The sequence below is a fragment of the Phenylobacterium kunshanense genome (genome assembly GCF_003254525.1).
Taxonomy (GTDB): Bacteria; Pseudomonadota; Alphaproteobacteria; order Caulobacterales; family Caulobacteraceae; genus Phenylobacterium; species Phenylobacterium kunshanense.
Map to the genome: position 1 here is coordinate 528338 of NZ_QFYS01000001.1, position 15765 is coordinate 544102.

General features: G+C 68.5%; 17 protein-coding genes. 1 reads left to right on the forward strand and 16 read right to left on the reverse strand.

Going from position 1 to position 15765, the window contains the following annotated elements; translation table 11 throughout:
* The first annotated feature begins 103 nt into the window (after positions 1–103).
* Positions 104–454, forward strand: coding sequence for a hypothetical protein (locus DJ019_RS02720; protein WP_111274436.1), 351 nt, complete (start codon positions 104–106; stop codon positions 452–454).
* Here the strand turns inward: DJ019_RS02720 and lpxB are convergent.
* The 16 genes from lpxB to DJ019_RS02800 form a co-directional block, all read right to left on the reverse strand.
* Positions 437–1603: a lipid-A-disaccharide synthase gene (lpxB, locus tag DJ019_RS02725; RefSeq protein WP_276309960.1), complete on the reverse strand. Its 1167-nt coding sequence runs from the start codon at positions 1601–1603 to the stop codon at positions 437–439. The genes DJ019_RS02720 and lpxB overlap by 18 nt on opposite strands.
* Positions 1600–2442 carry a UDP-2,3-diacylglucosamine diphosphatase gene (lpxI, locus tag DJ019_RS02730; protein WP_111274437.1) on the reverse strand — a complete coding sequence of 281 codons (843 nt, stop codon included), beginning with the start codon at positions 2440–2442 and terminating at the stop codon, positions 1600–1602. The genes lpxB and lpxI overlap by 4 nt, the downstream gene beginning before the upstream one ends.
* Complete coding sequence (gene lpxA / locus DJ019_RS02735) at positions 2439–3236, reverse strand: acyl-ACP--UDP-N-acetylglucosamine O-acyltransferase (RefSeq protein WP_111274438.1); 798 nt, start codon at positions 3234–3236, stop codon at positions 2439–2441. The genes lpxI and lpxA overlap by 4 nt, the downstream gene beginning before the upstream one ends.
* Positions 3237–3240: 4 nt before the next feature.
* Positions 3241–3711 carry a 3-hydroxyacyl-ACP dehydratase FabZ gene (gene fabZ / locus DJ019_RS02740; protein WP_111274439.1) on the reverse strand — a complete coding sequence of 157 codons (471 nt, stop codon included), beginning with the start codon at positions 3709–3711 and terminating at the stop codon, positions 3241–3243.
* On the reverse strand, positions 3708–4724 hold the full coding sequence (gene lpxD / locus DJ019_RS02745) for a UDP-3-O-(3-hydroxymyristoyl)glucosamine N-acyltransferase (protein ID WP_111274440.1): 1017 nt from the start codon (positions 4722–4724) through the stop codon (positions 3708–3710). The genes fabZ and lpxD overlap by 4 nt, the downstream gene beginning before the upstream one ends.
* A 36-nt stretch (positions 4725–4760) precedes the next feature.
* Complete coding sequence (locus DJ019_RS02750) at positions 4761–5411, reverse strand: OmpH family outer membrane protein (protein ID WP_111274441.1); 651 nt, start codon at positions 5409–5411, stop codon at positions 4761–4763.
* A gap of 5 nt (positions 5412–5416) precedes the next feature.
* Positions 5417–7855, reverse strand: a complete 2439-nt coding sequence (gene bamA / locus DJ019_RS02755) for an outer membrane protein assembly factor BamA (protein WP_111274442.1) — start codon at positions 7853–7855, stop codon at positions 5417–5419.
* 29 nt (positions 7856–7884) lie between these two features.
* Positions 7885–9099, reverse strand: a complete 1215-nt coding sequence (gene rseP / locus DJ019_RS02760) for an RIP metalloprotease RseP (protein ID WP_111274443.1) — start codon at positions 9097–9099, stop codon at positions 7885–7887.
* A gap of 17 nt (positions 9100–9116) precedes the next feature.
* Positions 9117–10310: a 1-deoxy-D-xylulose-5-phosphate reductoisomerase gene (gene dxr, locus DJ019_RS02765; RefSeq protein WP_111274444.1), complete on the reverse strand. Its 1194-nt coding sequence runs from the start codon at positions 10308–10310 to the stop codon at positions 9117–9119.
* On the reverse strand, positions 10301–11125 hold the full coding sequence (locus DJ019_RS02770) for a phosphatidate cytidylyltransferase (protein WP_111274445.1): 825 nt from the start codon (positions 11123–11125) through the stop codon (positions 10301–10303). Before DJ019_RS02770 ends, dxr begins: the two co-directional genes overlap by 10 nt.
* Positions 11103–11873: a polyprenyl diphosphate synthase gene (gene uppS, locus DJ019_RS02775; protein WP_111274446.1), complete on the reverse strand. Its 771-nt coding sequence runs from the start codon at positions 11871–11873 to the stop codon at positions 11103–11105. The genes DJ019_RS02770 and uppS overlap by 23 nt, the downstream gene beginning before the upstream one ends.
* A gap of 26 nt (positions 11874–11899) precedes the next feature.
* Complete coding sequence (gene frr, locus DJ019_RS02780; RefSeq protein ID WP_111274447.1) at positions 11900–12466, reverse strand: ribosome recycling factor; 567 nt, start codon at positions 12464–12466, stop codon at positions 11900–11902.
* A 44-nt stretch (positions 12467–12510) separates the two neighbouring features.
* On the reverse strand, positions 12511–13248 hold the full coding sequence (gene pyrH, locus DJ019_RS02785; RefSeq protein WP_111274448.1) for a UMP kinase: 738 nt from the start codon (positions 13246–13248) through the stop codon (positions 12511–12513).
* Between the two features lie 90 nt (positions 13249–13338).
* Positions 13339–14280 (reverse strand): translation elongation factor Ts, encoded by a 942-nt coding sequence (tsf, locus tag DJ019_RS02790; protein WP_111274752.1) that lies wholly within the window; start codon positions 14278–14280, stop codon positions 13339–13341.
* A 99-nt stretch (positions 14281–14379) separates the two neighbouring features.
* Positions 14380–15195: a 30S ribosomal protein S2 gene (gene rpsB / locus DJ019_RS02795; protein ID WP_111274449.1), complete on the reverse strand. Its 816-nt coding sequence runs from the start codon at positions 15193–15195 to the stop codon at positions 14380–14382.
* Positions 15196–15360: 165 nt separating this feature from the next.
* The gene (locus tag DJ019_RS02800) at positions 15361–15666 is read right to left on the reverse strand and encodes a hypothetical protein (RefSeq protein WP_111274450.1); all 306 of its coding nucleotides are present in this window, start codon (positions 15664–15666) and stop codon (positions 15361–15363) included.
* Positions 15667–15765 lie beyond the last annotated feature (99 nt).

Here is a 15765-nt window from a genome sequence, read left to right on the forward strand (position 1 = left end):
TTTCTTTTTAAGAGCCATGTCGCCTTCCAGTTGCGATAGCCGGCGAGCAGCCTAAGGATGCCTTTCTCGAACAACCTTGTTCGATGAAACGCAGGAGGCTGCGATGGCAGTGATGGCCATCTATCGGCGCGGGGATGTCTCGCCCGAGCTCTACCAGGCGTATCGAGACCAGGTCCCTGTGGAGCGCGTGCCGCACGGCGCCATCGCCCATTTCTACGGACGCGAAGGGACGGGCTTCGTGGTGGTGGACGTCTGGGAAGACGAGGCCGCCATGTGGCGCTTCATCAAAGACAAGGTAATCCCGGCGACCGAGCGCCTTGGCGTCGCCTTCGAGCCCCCGCAGGTCATCCCGCTGGAGACGATCATCACGACCACGGCGACACGGGCGTATGACGTTCCCTTCGAGAGAGCCGACGCGAGGGACGTAGCGAGGGATCTAGCGGTCGCCCACTAGCTCCAGCACGGCCCCGGCGGCGACGTCGTTGGGGTCTGCCCCCCCCCGTCCCATCTTCGCCAGCGCCTCGCTCTGGCGTGACACCTGCCGCGCCCGCAGCTCCGGGTCGTCCAGCCGAGCTGCGACCTCGCGCGCCAGCGCCGGGCCGTTGCAGTCGTCCTGGATCATCTCGGGCGCGACGAAATCCTGCGCGGCGATGTTGAACAGGGTCACGTACTTCGTCCGGATGAGCCGCTTCAGAACCGCATAGGTCAACGGGCCCAGTCGATAGCCCACCACCATCGGACATCCCGCGAGGGCCAGTTCCGTCGTGACCGTACCCGAACACGCCAGGGCGACCGTGGCCGCCTTCATCGCGTCGCGCTTCGCCGCCTCGCCCTCGACCACATGCGCCCGGTGCGGCCAGCCCGCGACGCGAGCCTTCACGGCCTCCGCGACGGTCGGCGCGGCGGGGATCACGACGTGCAGGTCAGGGCGTTCGGCCTTCAGGCGATGAACAGCCTCCTCGAAGGCCGGCATCACCCGCTCGATCTCGGACGGACGGCTGCCCGGCAGCACCAAGAGGATCGGCTCGTCGGACCGAGCCCCGATGGTCGCCCGCAGCCGCGCCGGATCGGCCGCGCCGAAGTCGATGGCGAGCGTCGAGTCGCCCACGAAGACCGTCCGCAGTCCCTCCTTCTCGAACAGCTGCGCGTCAAACGTGTGGATGGTCAGCAGCAGGTCATAGGCCTGCGCGGCCGTACGCGCCCGCCCGGGCCGCGACGCCCAGACCTGGGGCGCGACGTACTTCACCAGCGGCAGCTTCGGGTCCAACTTCCGCAGGCGTTGCGCGACGCGCAGGGTGAAGCCCCAGGAATCGATCAGCACGGCCACGTCCGGGCGCTCGCGCGCCGCCAGGGCGGCCACCTCGTCGGCCCGCCGCACCACCCGGCGCCAGGCCATCAGTCCCTCGGCGAGGCCGAAGATCGACAGTTCGGCGATGTCGAACGGACTCGCGACGCCCTCGGCCGCCATCCGCTGTCCACCGACACCGACGAAGCGGACGCGGTCTCCCAGGCGCTGCTTCAGCGCCCGCGCCAGCCCCGCGCCCCGGTCGTCGCCGGAAGCCTCGGCGGCCACCAGCATCACCGTGAGCGGTCGGCCGGTCACCGGCTGTCCGCCTCGACGCCGAGGATGAACACCCCCAGCTCGTCGGCGAGGGCGGTGGTCGCCTCACGATCCAGGACCAGCAGGCGGCCGGCTTCGCCGACGATCCCCGCCAGGCCGGCGCGCGCCACGCCCTGCACGGTCGCCAGCCCGATGGTCGGCAGATCGACCCGGGTCTCCTGGATCGGCTTCGGGGCCTTGGCGAGCACGCCAGCGCCGGCGCCCGGCCGGCCCTTCAGGTGCGCCGGCAGGTCTGTCACCCGCGCCAGCATGGCGTCCGTACCCTCCTGGGCCTCGACGGCCAGCACCAGCCCCTGCGCCACGACGGCCGCCTGACCGATGTCGAGCCGACCGATCGCACGCGCGACCTCCAGCGCCCGCATCGCGTCCGCCAGCGCCGCTTCGTCCGCCATGTGGGCCCCCAGGGGCCCCTCTGGCAGGGTCAGGTCCTCCATGACCTCGTGGGCGCCCTCGACCTCGAACCCCTCCTTCTCGAACTCGGCGACGAGGAGGCGCAGCAGGGCGTCGTCGCCCTTCCGGGCCGCCGCGATCACCTTGGGGAGCAGCATCAGGCCGCGCAGATCAGGCACGAGGCTCGTGAAGTCCGGCCTGGCCACGTTGCCCGCCAGGCAGATCGAGCGGCAGCCTGCGCGCTTCAGGGCCTTGAGGCACTTCCCCAACTCGGCCAGCCCCACCTCGGCGCCGGCATATTCCGACAGGTCGCCCCCGGCGAATCCCTTCAGCCGGACTACGAACAGGGCCCGCCCGGAGCGCTCGCAATGCTGGGCGATCTCCACCGGCAGGCTCCCGCCGCCGGCGATCAGGCCAAGCTTCTGCCTCATAGCTCGCGTTCAGGCAGGCACAGCGGCCGGCTCGCGTCCGCGCGGATGAAGTCGATGATCTCCATCACCGGCGCGCTGTGGCCGAACGTGGCGGCGGTGTCCTCGATCCGCTCCTGGAACGTGCCCTCCTCCGCGAACAGCAGCCGGTAGGCGGAGCGCAGCTCGCTGATCGTCTCGCGGCTGAAGTTGCGGCGCTTCAGGCCCACCAGGTTGAGGCCTTCCAGGTGGGCGTGGTTGCCCCACACCAGGCCGTAAGGGATCACGTCCTTGGTCACGGCCGCGAGGCCGCCGATGAAGGAATAGCGCCCGACGCGGCAGTATTGGTGCACCGCCGCCAGGCCGCTCACCATCACGAAGTCGCCCACGTGAACGTGGCCGCCCAATGTCGCGGAATGGGCCAGGATCACGTTGTCGCCCACGGTGCAGTCGTGACCCACGTGGCTGGTGGCCATGTACATGCCGTCGTCACCGACGCGCGTGATCCCACCCCCATCGGGCGTGCCGATGTGCATGGTCACGTGTTCCCACAGGCGGTTCCGGTCGCCGATCACCAGCTCGGTGGGCTCGCCCTTGTATCCCATGTGATGGGGCGGCCCGCCCAGGTTGGCGAAATTCCGAACCGAGCAGTCCTCGCCGATGGTCGTACGGTTCTCGATGACCACGTGGGCCAGGATCTGCGTCCGCGCGCCAACCCGCACGTGCTCGCCGATGATCGAGAACGGGCCGACCGAGACGCCGTCGGCCAGCTCGGCGCCCTTGGCGACGAGCGCGGTGGGATGGATGTCGACTGCCAAGGGCTCAGGTCTCCACGACCATGGCGGCGAACTCGCACTCGGCGGCCACCTTGTCGCCGACGATCGCTTGGCCCGCGAACTTGAAGACGTCACCACGATGGCGGACCACGCGCACCGGCATACGAACCACGTCGCCGGGCCGCACAGGCTGCCGGAAGCGACAGTTGTCGGCCGACATGAAGAAGATCGCCTTGCCGGCCGTATCGACCTCCAGGGACTTCGACATGAGCACCGCGCCGGTCTGCGCCATGGCCTCGATCAGTAGCACCCCGGGCATAACCGGATAATCGGGGAAGTGTCCCTGGAAGAAGGGCTCGTTCACCGTGACGCACTTGATGCCCACGATGGATTCCGACGGCTTGTATTCCTCGCACCGGTCCACGAGCAGGAACGGGTATCGGTGCGGGATCCGGGTCAGGATCTCGGTGATGTCGATATCGGTGGGGCTGGTCCCCGCCGGCGCCTTGCGCGTCATGCTTCTCCCCCGGCCTTGCGAGCGGCCATCCGGGCCAGCCACGCGGTTTCCTTCAGCCAGTGACGGATGGGCCGCGCGGGCATGCCGCCCCAGGTCTCCCCCGCTGGAATGTTCTTCATCACGCCCGACGCCGCGCCAACCCGTGCGCCGGCGCCGATGGTCACGTGGTCCGCCACGCCGGCGCGCCCGCCGAACTGAGCGCCGTCGCCGATCGTCACGCTGCCCGAAATTCCGGTGTGCGCCGCCATCACGCAGTTCCGGCCGACGTGGACGTTGTGGGCGATCTGCACGAGGTTGTCGATCTTGGTGTTCTCGCCGATCACGGTGTCGTCGAAGGCTCCCCGGTCTATCGTCGTATTGGCGCCGACCGAGACCCCGTCCTGCAGGATGACGCGGCCCAGTTGCGGGATATCGATCAGCCCCTTCGGTCCGACAGTGGCGCCGAAGCCCGGCTCCCCGATCCGCGCCCCGGCCAGCACCTTCACCCGGTCTCCGACCAGCGCGAAGCCGATGGAGACATTGGGGCCGATCTCGCAATCCCGGCCTATGGCGACGCCCGGACCAATCACGGTGTTGGGCCCGATCCGCGTGCCGCGGCCGACCTGGGCCGCTGGGCCGATGACCACACCGGCGCCCAGGACCACACCGTCCTCGATATGGGCGTCGTCCGCGATCGCGTCCAGCCCGGCCGGCCGGGGCCGATGCAGCCGCTGGGCGGCCAGCGCATAGGCGCCTTGTGGGTTTGCGGCGATCAGGACAACGCAGCCTTCGGGGGCCTGGTCGGCAAGCGCGGAGGGCAGGAAGCAGGCGCCCGGGCGTACGCGCGCCAGTTCCGCCGCGTACTTCCGGTCGTTGAGAAACGTGACGCTGTCAGGCCCTGCGTGAGCCAGCGTCGAGACCCGGCTCACCCGGCGATCGGACGAGTCCGCCCCGACAAGCTGGGCCCCCGTCAGGGTGGCCAGCTCGCCGAGGCTCGTCGGCCCCAGGTCTTCGAAGAAGCGCGGGTCAGGCATGACTCGCCTTTTAGGCGGACTCGCCCCGCGCGTCTCTTATCGGCGCGGCGCCGCGGCGGCGGCCGGCGCGGCCGGCTGCGGCTGGTCGAGACGTTCGCGATCGAAGGTGAACTGGGTGATCTTGGCGTTCAGGGCGGTCACCACCTGCTGGGTGATGTCCGACGCCGGATTGCCGAGGATGATGGAGTTGCGGTTGAGCAGCACGGAGCAGCCCTTGGCCTGGTAGGCTTGGCGGATCAGCGGCTCCATCTCGGTGCCGACGCGGTTGAACGCCTTCTGCTCGGTCGCCTGGATCTCGCGGTCGCGGAGCTGGGCCTTGCGCTGCAGGGCGTTGGCGCGCACCTGCAGGGCGGCGGCGCGCTGCTCGAGCGCGTTCTGGTCCAGGGTCGCGCGCTGGCCTTCCAGGGCCTTGGCGTCATTGTCGATGGCGGTCCGCTCGGCGCTGAGCTCGGCGTTCACCTGGCCGACGAGCTGCTGCAGGCGGGTGTTGACGTACTTGCCGACCGTGGAGGCGCCGATGGCGTTCTCGATCGACACCACGCAGAGGCCGGTGATGGGCGCGCCGTGAGCCACCTGCGGCGCAGCCGCGGCGGGGGCCGCGGCAGGGGCCTGAGCGAAGGCCGGGGTCGCGCCGGTGAGCGCGACGGCCGCGGCGCAGGCGGCCGTGGCGAGGGTCTTGAACGTCATGTTTCCTAGAACCTGGTTGAAGTGGAGAACCGGAAGGTTTCTTCCTGATCGTAATCTTCCTTGGCCAAAACACGGCTGAAGTCGAACCGGATGGGACCCATCGGCGACTTCCAGAAGATGCTGAGGCCGGCCGAAGCGCGGAGCGACAGGTCGTCCCGGATGCAGGTGTTGCGCGTGCCGGGGACGGCGTAGTTGGGAACCGTCTGCGTGGGATCCGTCGGGCTGACGACCGTCGGGTTGACGCAGTCGACCTCGCCGACCTGATAGGTCTTGTCCTTCTTGTCGAGCTTGCCCAGCGTGCCGAAGTCGCTGAACAGGGCGGCCTTGATGCCGTACTGCTCCGGCAGGAACGTCGGCACCGTCAGCTCGACCGTACCAATGGCGTAGGCCTTGCCGCCCAGGGCGTCCGTCCGGCCGAAGCTGAGGTCGCGCGGACCGATGCCGGCAGTTTCGAAGCCCCGGAAGCTCAGGCCGCCCTTGTAGTAGCGGTCGTTGATCCGAACATTGTCGCCAGCCCAGCCCGTGACGTAGCCCGCGGACCCGGTCACCGAGAGGATGAAGTCCTTGGTGAACCCGTGGAACCACGCCGTCTCCAGGTCGGTGCGCACGTAGTTCACATCGCCGCCAAGACCCGCCACGTCCTGGTTGAAGTCGATGTAGAAGCCGCGCGTGGGGTTCAGATAGTCGTTGCGGCGGTCCAGGCGGGCGCCATAGCCCACCAGCGACGTCAGCCGCTTGCCGACCTGGCTGCAGAGCGACGTCGACAGCAGCGCGCCCTGGCTCGGGTCGCAGAACAGGTTGTCGATCTGGATGTCGTCCTGCCGCAGGGTGTAGCGGACCTGGCCCCGGCTATCGATGCTCAGCGGGAACCCGGCCCGAAGGGTGATCCCATAGGTCTCGGTCTCGTAGGCCGAATACTCCGACAGGTCGTAGCGATAGCCGTACACATCGATGCCGGCGGCGACATCCCGGTTCAGGAACCGCGGCTCGGTGAAGGAGAAGTCGAGCTGCTGCCGCAGCGAGCCCACCGAAATCCGCGCACGCACGTCCTGGCCGCGGCCACGGAAGTTGCGCTGCGAAATGCCCAGGTCCAGCACCAGTTGATCGACCGAGGAGTAGCCGGCGCTGAATGACAGCTCGCCCGTCGGCTGCTCTTCGACCTGCACCTGCAACGCGGTCCGGTCCGGCGCCGAGCCGGCGACCTCGGTGATGTCCACTTCCTTGAAGTAGCCCAGGGCCCGGATCTGGCGCTTGGACCGATCCACCAGTGCGCGATTGTAGGCGTCGCCCTCCACCACGCTCATCTCGCGGCGGATCACGTAGTCCAGCGTCTGGGTATTGCCCACGATGTCGATGCGATCGACGTAGACACGCGGCCCCTCGCGGACCTGGAAAGACACGTCCACGACGCCCTTGTCGCGGTCCGGCGTGTAGCGCGGACGCACGTCGACGAAGGCGAAGCCCGCCGCGCCGGCGGCGAAGGTCAGGGCGTCGGTCGCCTGCTCGATCGACTCGTCCTGATAGGTCTGGCCCGACCTGACCGGCACCAGCGCGGTCAGGACCTCCTTGTCGAGCTTCTGAAGCTCGGTCTCCACCTCGACCTTGCCGAACTTGTACCGCGGCCCTTCGTCGACGGTGTAGGTCACCACGAAGCCGTTCTTGTCCGGCGCCAGCTCGGCCACCGCGGAAGAGACGCGGAAGTCGTAGTAGCCGCGGTTGCGGTAGTGCTTGCGCAGCTGCTCCTTGTCGTACTCCTGGCGGTCAGGGTCGAAGTTCGCCTGGGTCGCGAAGAATTTGTACCAGCGCGTCTCCTCGGTGACGATCACGTCGCGCAGGTCGTTGTCGGAGAACGCCTTGTTGCCGAGGAAATTGACCGAGAGGATGCCGCTCTTGGGGCCTTCGTCGACCTTGAAGATCAGGTCCACACGCTTCTGCGGGAGCTCGATGATCTGCGGCGTCACATTGGTCGAGATCCGGCCCGACCGACGATAGAGTTCTACGATCCGCTGAACGTCACCCTGCACCTTGGCGCGTGTGAAGATACCGCGCGGACGAACCGTGACCTCGTCGCGGAGCTTGTCTTCCTTGAGCCCCTTGTTCCCCTCGAAGATCACCCGGTTGATGATCGGATTTTCCACGACGGTGACGATCAGGTCGCCGTTCTGGAAGTCCATCTTCACGTCCGAGAACAGGTCGGTGCGGAACAGGGCCTTGATCGCCAGGTCGAGGCGCGCCGCGTCCACGCTCTCCCCGGGCGCGACCGGCAGGTACGACACCACGGTCGACTGCTCGATCCGCTCGTTCCCCTGCACCAGGATGCGCTGGATGACACCACCCTGGAACTGCTGGGCGGACGCAACGCCGGGCGCGACGATGGCGGTCGAGCCCAGGAGCAGGGCAAGGCCGGTGGCAAGCGCGGCGCAGGGTACGCGGGTCATGAGCATCGAATCAGCCGTTTGAGGGACGAACGGGCCTAGGAGAATAGGCCGCCGAACAGATTGAACACACGCAGGCGCTGCAAATCGTTCCAGGTGGCGAACAACATCAATCCGAGAACGAGCGCAAGGCCCACCCTGTACCCTGCCACCTGAACCTTGGCGGCAAGAGGGCGGCGCGTGACCGCCTCATACGCGTAGAACATCAGGTGGCCGCCATCCAGGACCGGCACCGGCAGCAGGTTCATGAACCCGATGCTCACCGAGATCAGGGCCGCCAGTTGCAGCAGATGCAGGCCTGACCTGCCAAGCGTCTCGCCGAGGCTGGTCGAGCCCTCGGCGCCGAGCGCCGCCACCTTCCCCGTCACCGAGGCGATCCCGAGCGGTCCGCGCAGCTCGTCGGCATGGACCTGGCCGGTGATCATGCGGCCCAGATAGTAGACCGTGGTCTCCAGGGTCTTCCAGGTGCGCTCGGTCGCCCGCGCGACCGCCTCGACAGGATTGTAGCGGAGCTGGACGTAGTCGCTCTCCTGCTGAGCCGGGATGATGCCCAGGCTCCCGAGACGCTGGCGACCGGCCACCGGGTCATCCGCCGTCCGCCAGGTCGGCGTCGCGGTCAGGACCACTTCGCTGCCGCCCCGATCGACGGTGAAGGTCATCGGGACGCCCGCGCGCACGCTCACCAGCTCCCGCACCTCGTCGAACCGGTCGATGTGGCGGCCGTTGGCCTCGACGATCAGGTCGCCCGGCCGGAAGCCGGCCGCCGCAGCCGCCGAATTCGGGACCACCTGGGCGATCTTGGGCGGCACCACCCATTCGCCGAACGCCATCAGAAGGCCCGCGAAGATCGCGATCGCCAGAGCGAAATTGGCGAACGGGCCCGCCGCCACGATGATCGCGCGCTGCCAGGTCGGCTTGAAGTGGAAGTAGCGGTCGATCTCCGCGCTCCGTCCCTCCGCCACCAGCTTGCGGCGCATGGCGGCCAGGTCGTCGGCGTCGGGGATCGAGGCGGCGTTCTCGTCACCGGAGAAGCGGACATAGCCGCCGATCGGCGCCCAGCCGATGCGCCATTCGACGCCGGCCTTGTCTGTCCAGGCCGCGATCGCCTTGCCGAACCCGATCGAGAAGCGGTCGATCTTGGTGCCCAGGGCCTTGGCCGCCAGGAAGTGTCCGAGCTCGTGCACCGTCACGACCACGCCCAGCACAAGGACGAAGGACAGGAGGGTGACGAAGAGACCCTGGATCATCTGCATGGGGACGGCCTACTCCATCAGGCGGCGCAAAGGCCGGTCACGACCTGGTCTGCGACACGGCGGGCCGCCGCATCGGTTTCGCGCGCAGTCTCCACCGCGTCGCCGTCGGTGAAATCCATGGCCGTTTCGCGGCCCATGCGCTCGAGAGTCTCCGCGACCACGTTCGGGATATCGAGAAAGCCGATCCGGCGGTCAAGGAAGGCGGCCACGGCGCGCTCGTTGGCCGCATTCATTGCGGCGGGCGCGCGGCCGCCCGCCGCCAGCGCCTGCTTGGCGATAGCCAGGGCCGGGAACCGCTCCGGATCCGGAGCCTGGAAGGTCAACGGGCCCGCCGACACCAGGTCCAGCTTCGGCGCCGGCCAGGGTAGCCGGTCGGGCCACGCGAAGGCGCACGCGATCGGCGGCCGCATGTCCGGCGGGCCGAGCTGCGCCAGCGTGGAGCCGTCGGCGTACTCCACCAGGCTGTGGATAATCTGCTGCGGATGGACCAGGACTTCGATGCGCTCGGCCGGCATGGAGAACAGGTAGGCGGCCTCGATCACCTCGAGGCCCTTGTTCATCATCGTCGCGGAATCGATCGAAATCTTGGCGCCCATCGAAAAGTTCGGATGCGCCAGCGCCCGCTCCGGCGTCGCCGCGGCCATCTCCTCGCGCGTCGCATTCCGGAACGGCCCGCCCGACGAGGTGAGGATGAGCCGCGACACCGTGCCGGCCACTTCCGGATCCAGCACCTGGAAGATGGCCGAATGCTCGGAGTCGACCGGGATGATCGCCCCGCCCGCCATCTTCGCCCGGCGGAGGAGCGAAGGACCGGCGCAGACGAGGCTCTCCTTGTTGGCGAGCGCGATCACCGCCCCCGCCTTCGCCGCCGCCAGGGTGGGCGCGAGCCCCGCGAAGCCGACGATGGCCGACATCACCCACTGGGCGTCCGCGCCGGCCACGTCGACGATGGCCTGGGCTCCTGCCGCGGTCCGGATCCCCGACCCGGCAAGCCGCTCGCGCAGTTCGGGCAGCGCCTTTTCGTCCTCGATCACCGCCACCTGCGGACGCCAGCGCAGCGCCTGCTCCGCCAGGCGCGCGGCGTTGCGGCCCGCCGTCAGGCCGACCATCTCGACCTCGACCCCCGCCTGCTCGAACAGGTCCAGCGTCGAGACGCCGATCGAGCCCGTCGAGCCCAGGACACTCACCTTGCGCGGCAGGTTCAATGCCATCCCCACTGATTGGCGAGCCGGGCGGCGGCCATCACCACGACTGCAAACATCAGGCCATCGACCCGGTCCAGGAGCCCGCCGTGGCCGGGAATCAGGTCGCCCGAGTCCTTGACGCCGAACCGCCGCTTGATGGCCGACTCCCAGAGGTCTCCCGCCATGGTGGCGAGGCCGACCGCGAAGCCGATGAACGCCGCGGCCAGCAGGTTCAGCCGGAACGCAGGCAGCGACGCCATGATCGCCCCGACGGCCGTTGCGGCGGCCAGTCCGCCGACGAACCCGGACCATGTCTTGTTCGGCGAGAACCGCGGCCACAACTTGGGGCCCTTCAAGGTGCTGCCCACCGCAAAGGCGCCGATGTCCGCGGCCCAGGTCGCCGCGAAGAGCATCATCATCCACCAGGCCCCCTGGTCCGTCTGGCGCAGCCAGACCAGGCACAGCGCCGCGGGGGCGATGTAGAGCACCCCGAAAGCCGCGTCCGTGGGTCGCTCGGCGACTCCGCGCGCCACCACGGCGGCGCCCGCCGCGGTCAGGCCGATGGCGCCCCAGGCCCAGCCATAGTCGCCGCGATAGCCGATGAACACCGAGATGAGCACCGCCGCCGCCACCACGGCCGCGACCCGGGTCGGCGCGACCGGCGCGGTCATGCCGCCCCACTCGATCGCGAGCAGCGCCACCCCGATGGCGATGAGGACGAGATAGGGCCAACCGCCGAACCAGGCGGCCGCCAGCGCGGCAGGCCCGATCACCGCGGCCGACGCCACGCGCAGGCCGAGGTTGGACCAGTCGAACCGCTTAACCGGCGGCGAGGACGTCATCGGCCACAATTGCGCCATAGCGCCGATCCCGCCCTGCGAACTCGGCGAGCGCGGCCCTGAGGTGCTCTTCGCCGTAGTCGGGCCACAGGACGTCCTGGAACACGAGCTCCGCGTAGGCCGCCTCCCAGAGGAGGAAGTTCGAGAGGCGCTGTTCGCCGGAGGGGCGAACAATCAGGTCGGGCGGCGGCGCGTCGGCCGTGGCCAGGAAACTGCCGAACAGAGCCTCGTCCAGGTCTTCCGGCCGGCGTCGCCCGGCGGCGACGTCCTCGGCGAACCGCCGCGCGGCGTCGGTGATGTCGCCCTGCGCTCCGTAGTTGAAGGCGATGTTGAGATTGAAGCGGCTGTTGTGGGCCGTCCGGGCCTGAGCGTTCTCCACCAGGCGGACCAGCTCCTTCGAGAGCCCCTCGCGGCGACCGATCACCCGCACGCGCACGCCTTCGCGCTCCAGCCGCCCGAGATCGCTCTCGAAGTAGCGCTTCGGCAGCGCCATCAGCTCGGCGACTTCCGCCGCCGGCCGGCTCCAGTTCTCGGTCGAGAAGCCGAAGACCGTCAGCCACCCGATCCCAAGACCCGGCGCCGCCGATACCGTCCGGCGAAGCGCCTCGACCCCGGCGCGATGCCCCAACGGCCGCGGCAAGCCTCGCTGCTTCGCCCAGCGACCATTGCCGTCCATGACAATGGCCACATGGAGCGGCCGGACGGTCCCTTCGGGAGCGCCCGCATTCGGCGACGTGTCGGCGGCGGCCATGGAGGGAACGCGATCCTGTACGGGGCTCAGACCTGCATGATCTCTTGTTCTTTTGTTTTCAAGGCTTCGTCGATGCGCTTGATGGCTTCGTCGGTGATCTTCTGCACCTCGCCCTCGAAACGCTTCTCCTCGTCCTGGCTGATGACGCCGTCCTTCTGGGCCTTGCGGCTGTCGTCATTGGCGTCACGCCGGATATTGCGCACCGCGACCCGCTGCTGTTCCGCGTACTTTCCGGCGAGCTTGGCCAGGTCCTTCCGGCGCTCCTCGGTGAGCGGCGGGATCGGCAGACGGAGGGTCTGGCCGTCCACGACCGGGTTCAGGCCCAGGTCCGAGGCGCGGATCGCCTTTTCCACCGAGACCACCAGGCCACGGTCCCAGACGCTGATGGTGATCATCCGCGGTTCCGGCACGCTGATCGCGCCTACCTGGTTCAGCGGAGTCGAGGCCCCGTAGGCGTCTACATGGATCTGGTCCAGCAGGCTGGCCGAGGCCCGCCCGGTGCGAAGCGAGCCGAACTCGTCCTTCAGCGCTGCGACGGCCTTGTCCATGCGGTCCTTGTACTTCGAGAGCACAGGCTTTTCGGTCGTGGCCATGGAGGCGTCTCCGTCCTTCGTCGTCTTGAACTGGATACTAGGGCTCAGGCGATGGTCGTGAAGACCCCTTCGCCGTTCAGCACCTTCAGCAGGTTGCCGCGCTCGCGGATGTTGAACACCACGATGGGGATATGGTTCTCGCGCATGAGGCTCACGGCCGAGGCGTCCATCACCTTCAGGTTCCTGGACAGCACCTCGTGGTAGCTCAGCGCCTCATAGCGTTCGGCCTTCGGGTCCTTCTTCGGGTCGGCCGTGTAGACGCCGTCCACGCTGGTGCCCTTGAGCAGGGCCTCGCAGCCCATCTCGGCCGCGCGCAGGGCCGCCCCCGAGTCGGTGGTGAAGAACGGCGCGCCGACGCCGGCGGCGAAGATCACCACCCTGCCCTTCTCCAGGTGCCGCAGGGCCCGGCGGCGGATGTACGGCTCGCACACCGCTTCCATCGGGATGGCCGACTGCACCCGGGTGTAGACGCCGAGCTTCTCCAGCGAAGCCTGCAGGGCCAGGGCGTTCATCACCGTGGCCAGCATGCCCATGTAGTCGGCGCTGGCCCGTTCCATACCGGCCTCGGCCAGGGCCGCGCCGCGGAAGATGTTGCCACCGCCGACCACCACGCAGACCTCGACGCCCGCCTTGGCGACCTGGGCGATCTCCTCGCTCACTGCGCCAAGCGTCTTGGGATCGATGCCGAAACTGTCCCCGCCGACGCCCGCCTCGCCCGAGAGCTTCAGGAGGATGCGTTTGTAGCGCGGTCCCGAAACGTCTGAAGGGGCGGCATCGGCCATGGGCGGGAATCCTCGCGAAATCGACGGAACATACAGCAAGGGCGCGACGCGTCGAACGCGTCGCGCCCTCTTTTAGTCAGGCCGCGGGGCTCAGCCCTGGCCGGTCATCGAAGCGACCTCGGCGGCGAAGTCGCCTTCGGGGGCCTTCTCGACGCCTTCGCCCAGGGCGAAGCGCACGAAGCCCTTCAGCACGACCGGCGAGCCGGTTTCCTTGGCGGTCTCGGCGACCAGTTGCTCGATCGTCTGGTCCGGGTTCATGACGAAGGGCTGCGCCAGGAGCACGACCTCTTCCTGCCACTTCCGGATCCGGCCCTCGACCATCTTCTCGGCGATTTCCTTCGGCTTGCCCGACTCCATCGCCATCTGGACCTGGATCTCGCGCTCCTTGGCGACCACGGCCGGGTCGAGTTCGGCGGCGGTGAGGGCCAGCGGCGGGGTCGGCGTGCCGGCCACGTGCAGGGCGATGCGGCGCGCCACTTCGGCCAGGGCCGACTGGTCGCCGGCGCCTTCCAGCGCCACCAGCACCGCGAGCTTGGCCACGTCGTCGCCCTGCTTGTTGTGCAGGTACAGCGACACGGCGCCTTGGCCGACCGACAGCTTGGCCGCGCGGCGCAGCTGCATGTTTTCGCCGATGGTCGCGATCAGGTTGGTGACCGCGTCCTGGACGGTCTCACCCTTGGCGGTCTTGGCGGCGCGGATCGCCTCGACGTCGCCGTCGACCGTCAGCGCCACGTTCGCGAACTCGCGGGCCGCCGACTGGAACGTGTCGTTCTTGGCCACGAAATCGGTCTCGGCGTTCAGCTCGACCAGCACGCCGGTCTTGCCGTCGGTGGCGATCTTGCCGGCGACCAGGCCTTCCGCCGCGGCGCGGTCGGCCTTCTTGGCGGCCTTGGCCAGACCCTTGGTCCGCAGCCAGTCCATCGACGCCTCGACGTCGCCGTTGTTCTCCTGCAGCGCCTTCTTGCAGTCCATCATGCCGGCGCCGGATTTTTCGCGCAGGTCCTTGACCAGCGCAGCGGTGATTTCCGCCATGGTCAGCTCCTTCAAAGCTCGTTGAATCACGACAGACCCTCTCGTGAGGGCCCGTCGTCACGGTTTCATGTCAGCCCGGCGCGGAGGCGCCTGACCGGATTACTGCTCGCTCGCCGCGTCCGCAGCTTCAGCCGTCGAGGCGTCCGCGGCGGGGGTATCCAGTTCGCGAGCCAGCGTCGGCTCGACCGGCGCTTCCGAGGCGCCCAGGTCGACGCCCGAGGCCGCCTGGCCAGCCGCGAGGCCGTCCAGGATCGCGTCGGCCATCAGGTCGCAGTAGAGCTGGATGGCGCGCGCGGCGTCGTCGTTGCCGGGGATCGGATAGGTGATGCCATCCGGATTGCAGTTCGTGTCCAGGATGGCGATCACCGGGATGTTCAGCTTGCGGGCTTCCTGGATCGCGATCGCTTCCTTGTTGGTGTCGATCACGAACATCAGGTCGGGGATCCCGCCCATGTCCTTGATCCCGCCCAGGCTGAGCTCCAGCTTGTCGCGCTCGCGGGTCAGGGTCAGCAGCTCCTTCTTGGAGCGGCCTTGGCCTTCGCCCGAAACCACGCCGTCCAGCTCGCGCAGGCGGGCGATCGAGCCCGACACGGTGCGCCAGTTGGTGAGCGTGCCGCCCAGCCAGCGGTGGTTCACGTAGTACTGGGCGCAGCGCTTCGCGGCCGTGGCGATCGGCTCGGAGGCCTGGCGCTTGGTGCCGACGAACAGGATGCGGCCGCCGCCGGCGGCGACTTCACGCACCTTCACCAGGGCCTGGTGCAGCAGCGGGATCGACTGCGACAGGTCGATGATGTGGATGTTGGAGCGCGAGCCGAAGATGTACTTGTCCATCTTCGGGTTCCAGCGGTGCGTCTGGTGGCCGAAGTGGGCGCCGGCTTCCAGCATCTGGCGCATGGAGAATTCAGGCAGAGCCATCGTCTGTATCTCGTCTTTCTTCCGGTTGGACCGCCGCGGGCAAACCCTCCGAAGAGGACCGGAACGCACCCGGTCGGGATGTCTCCCCGACCAAGCCGCACACCCGCGTGTGGATTGGAGCGGCGCATGTAGTTGGAATGCGCCGGAAAATCAAGCCGGCTGAAGCTACGGCTTCTTCCGGGAGTCCGGCCCGAACACGCTGTTGGGCTTGTAGGGCTGATACGGCTTGAAAGGCTCGGCCTTGGGCGCCGACGGCGGGCTGTAGATGCGAGCGGTGGATGCGCCCCCGTTCGCCGATGACGGCGAGGCGACCGGCGCGCCATAGCCTGGTGATGGCTTCCACGCCGCCGGCGGCTTCGCGCCGCCCGTCCCCCACGTCCCATTCGGTTTGGAGACGCCGAACGTCCCCTCGGCGGCGGCTGGCGCAGGGCCAAGGGCCAGGGCGGCAAGCAGCAGGATCTCGCGTCTCATCGCATTTCCTCGCGTTTTCCGCCCGTTCTTATCGCGCACAACCTTTACGATACTTCAACGCGTCCGGCCCCGCGGTCGATCTTCTCCGCCAAGGCTGTC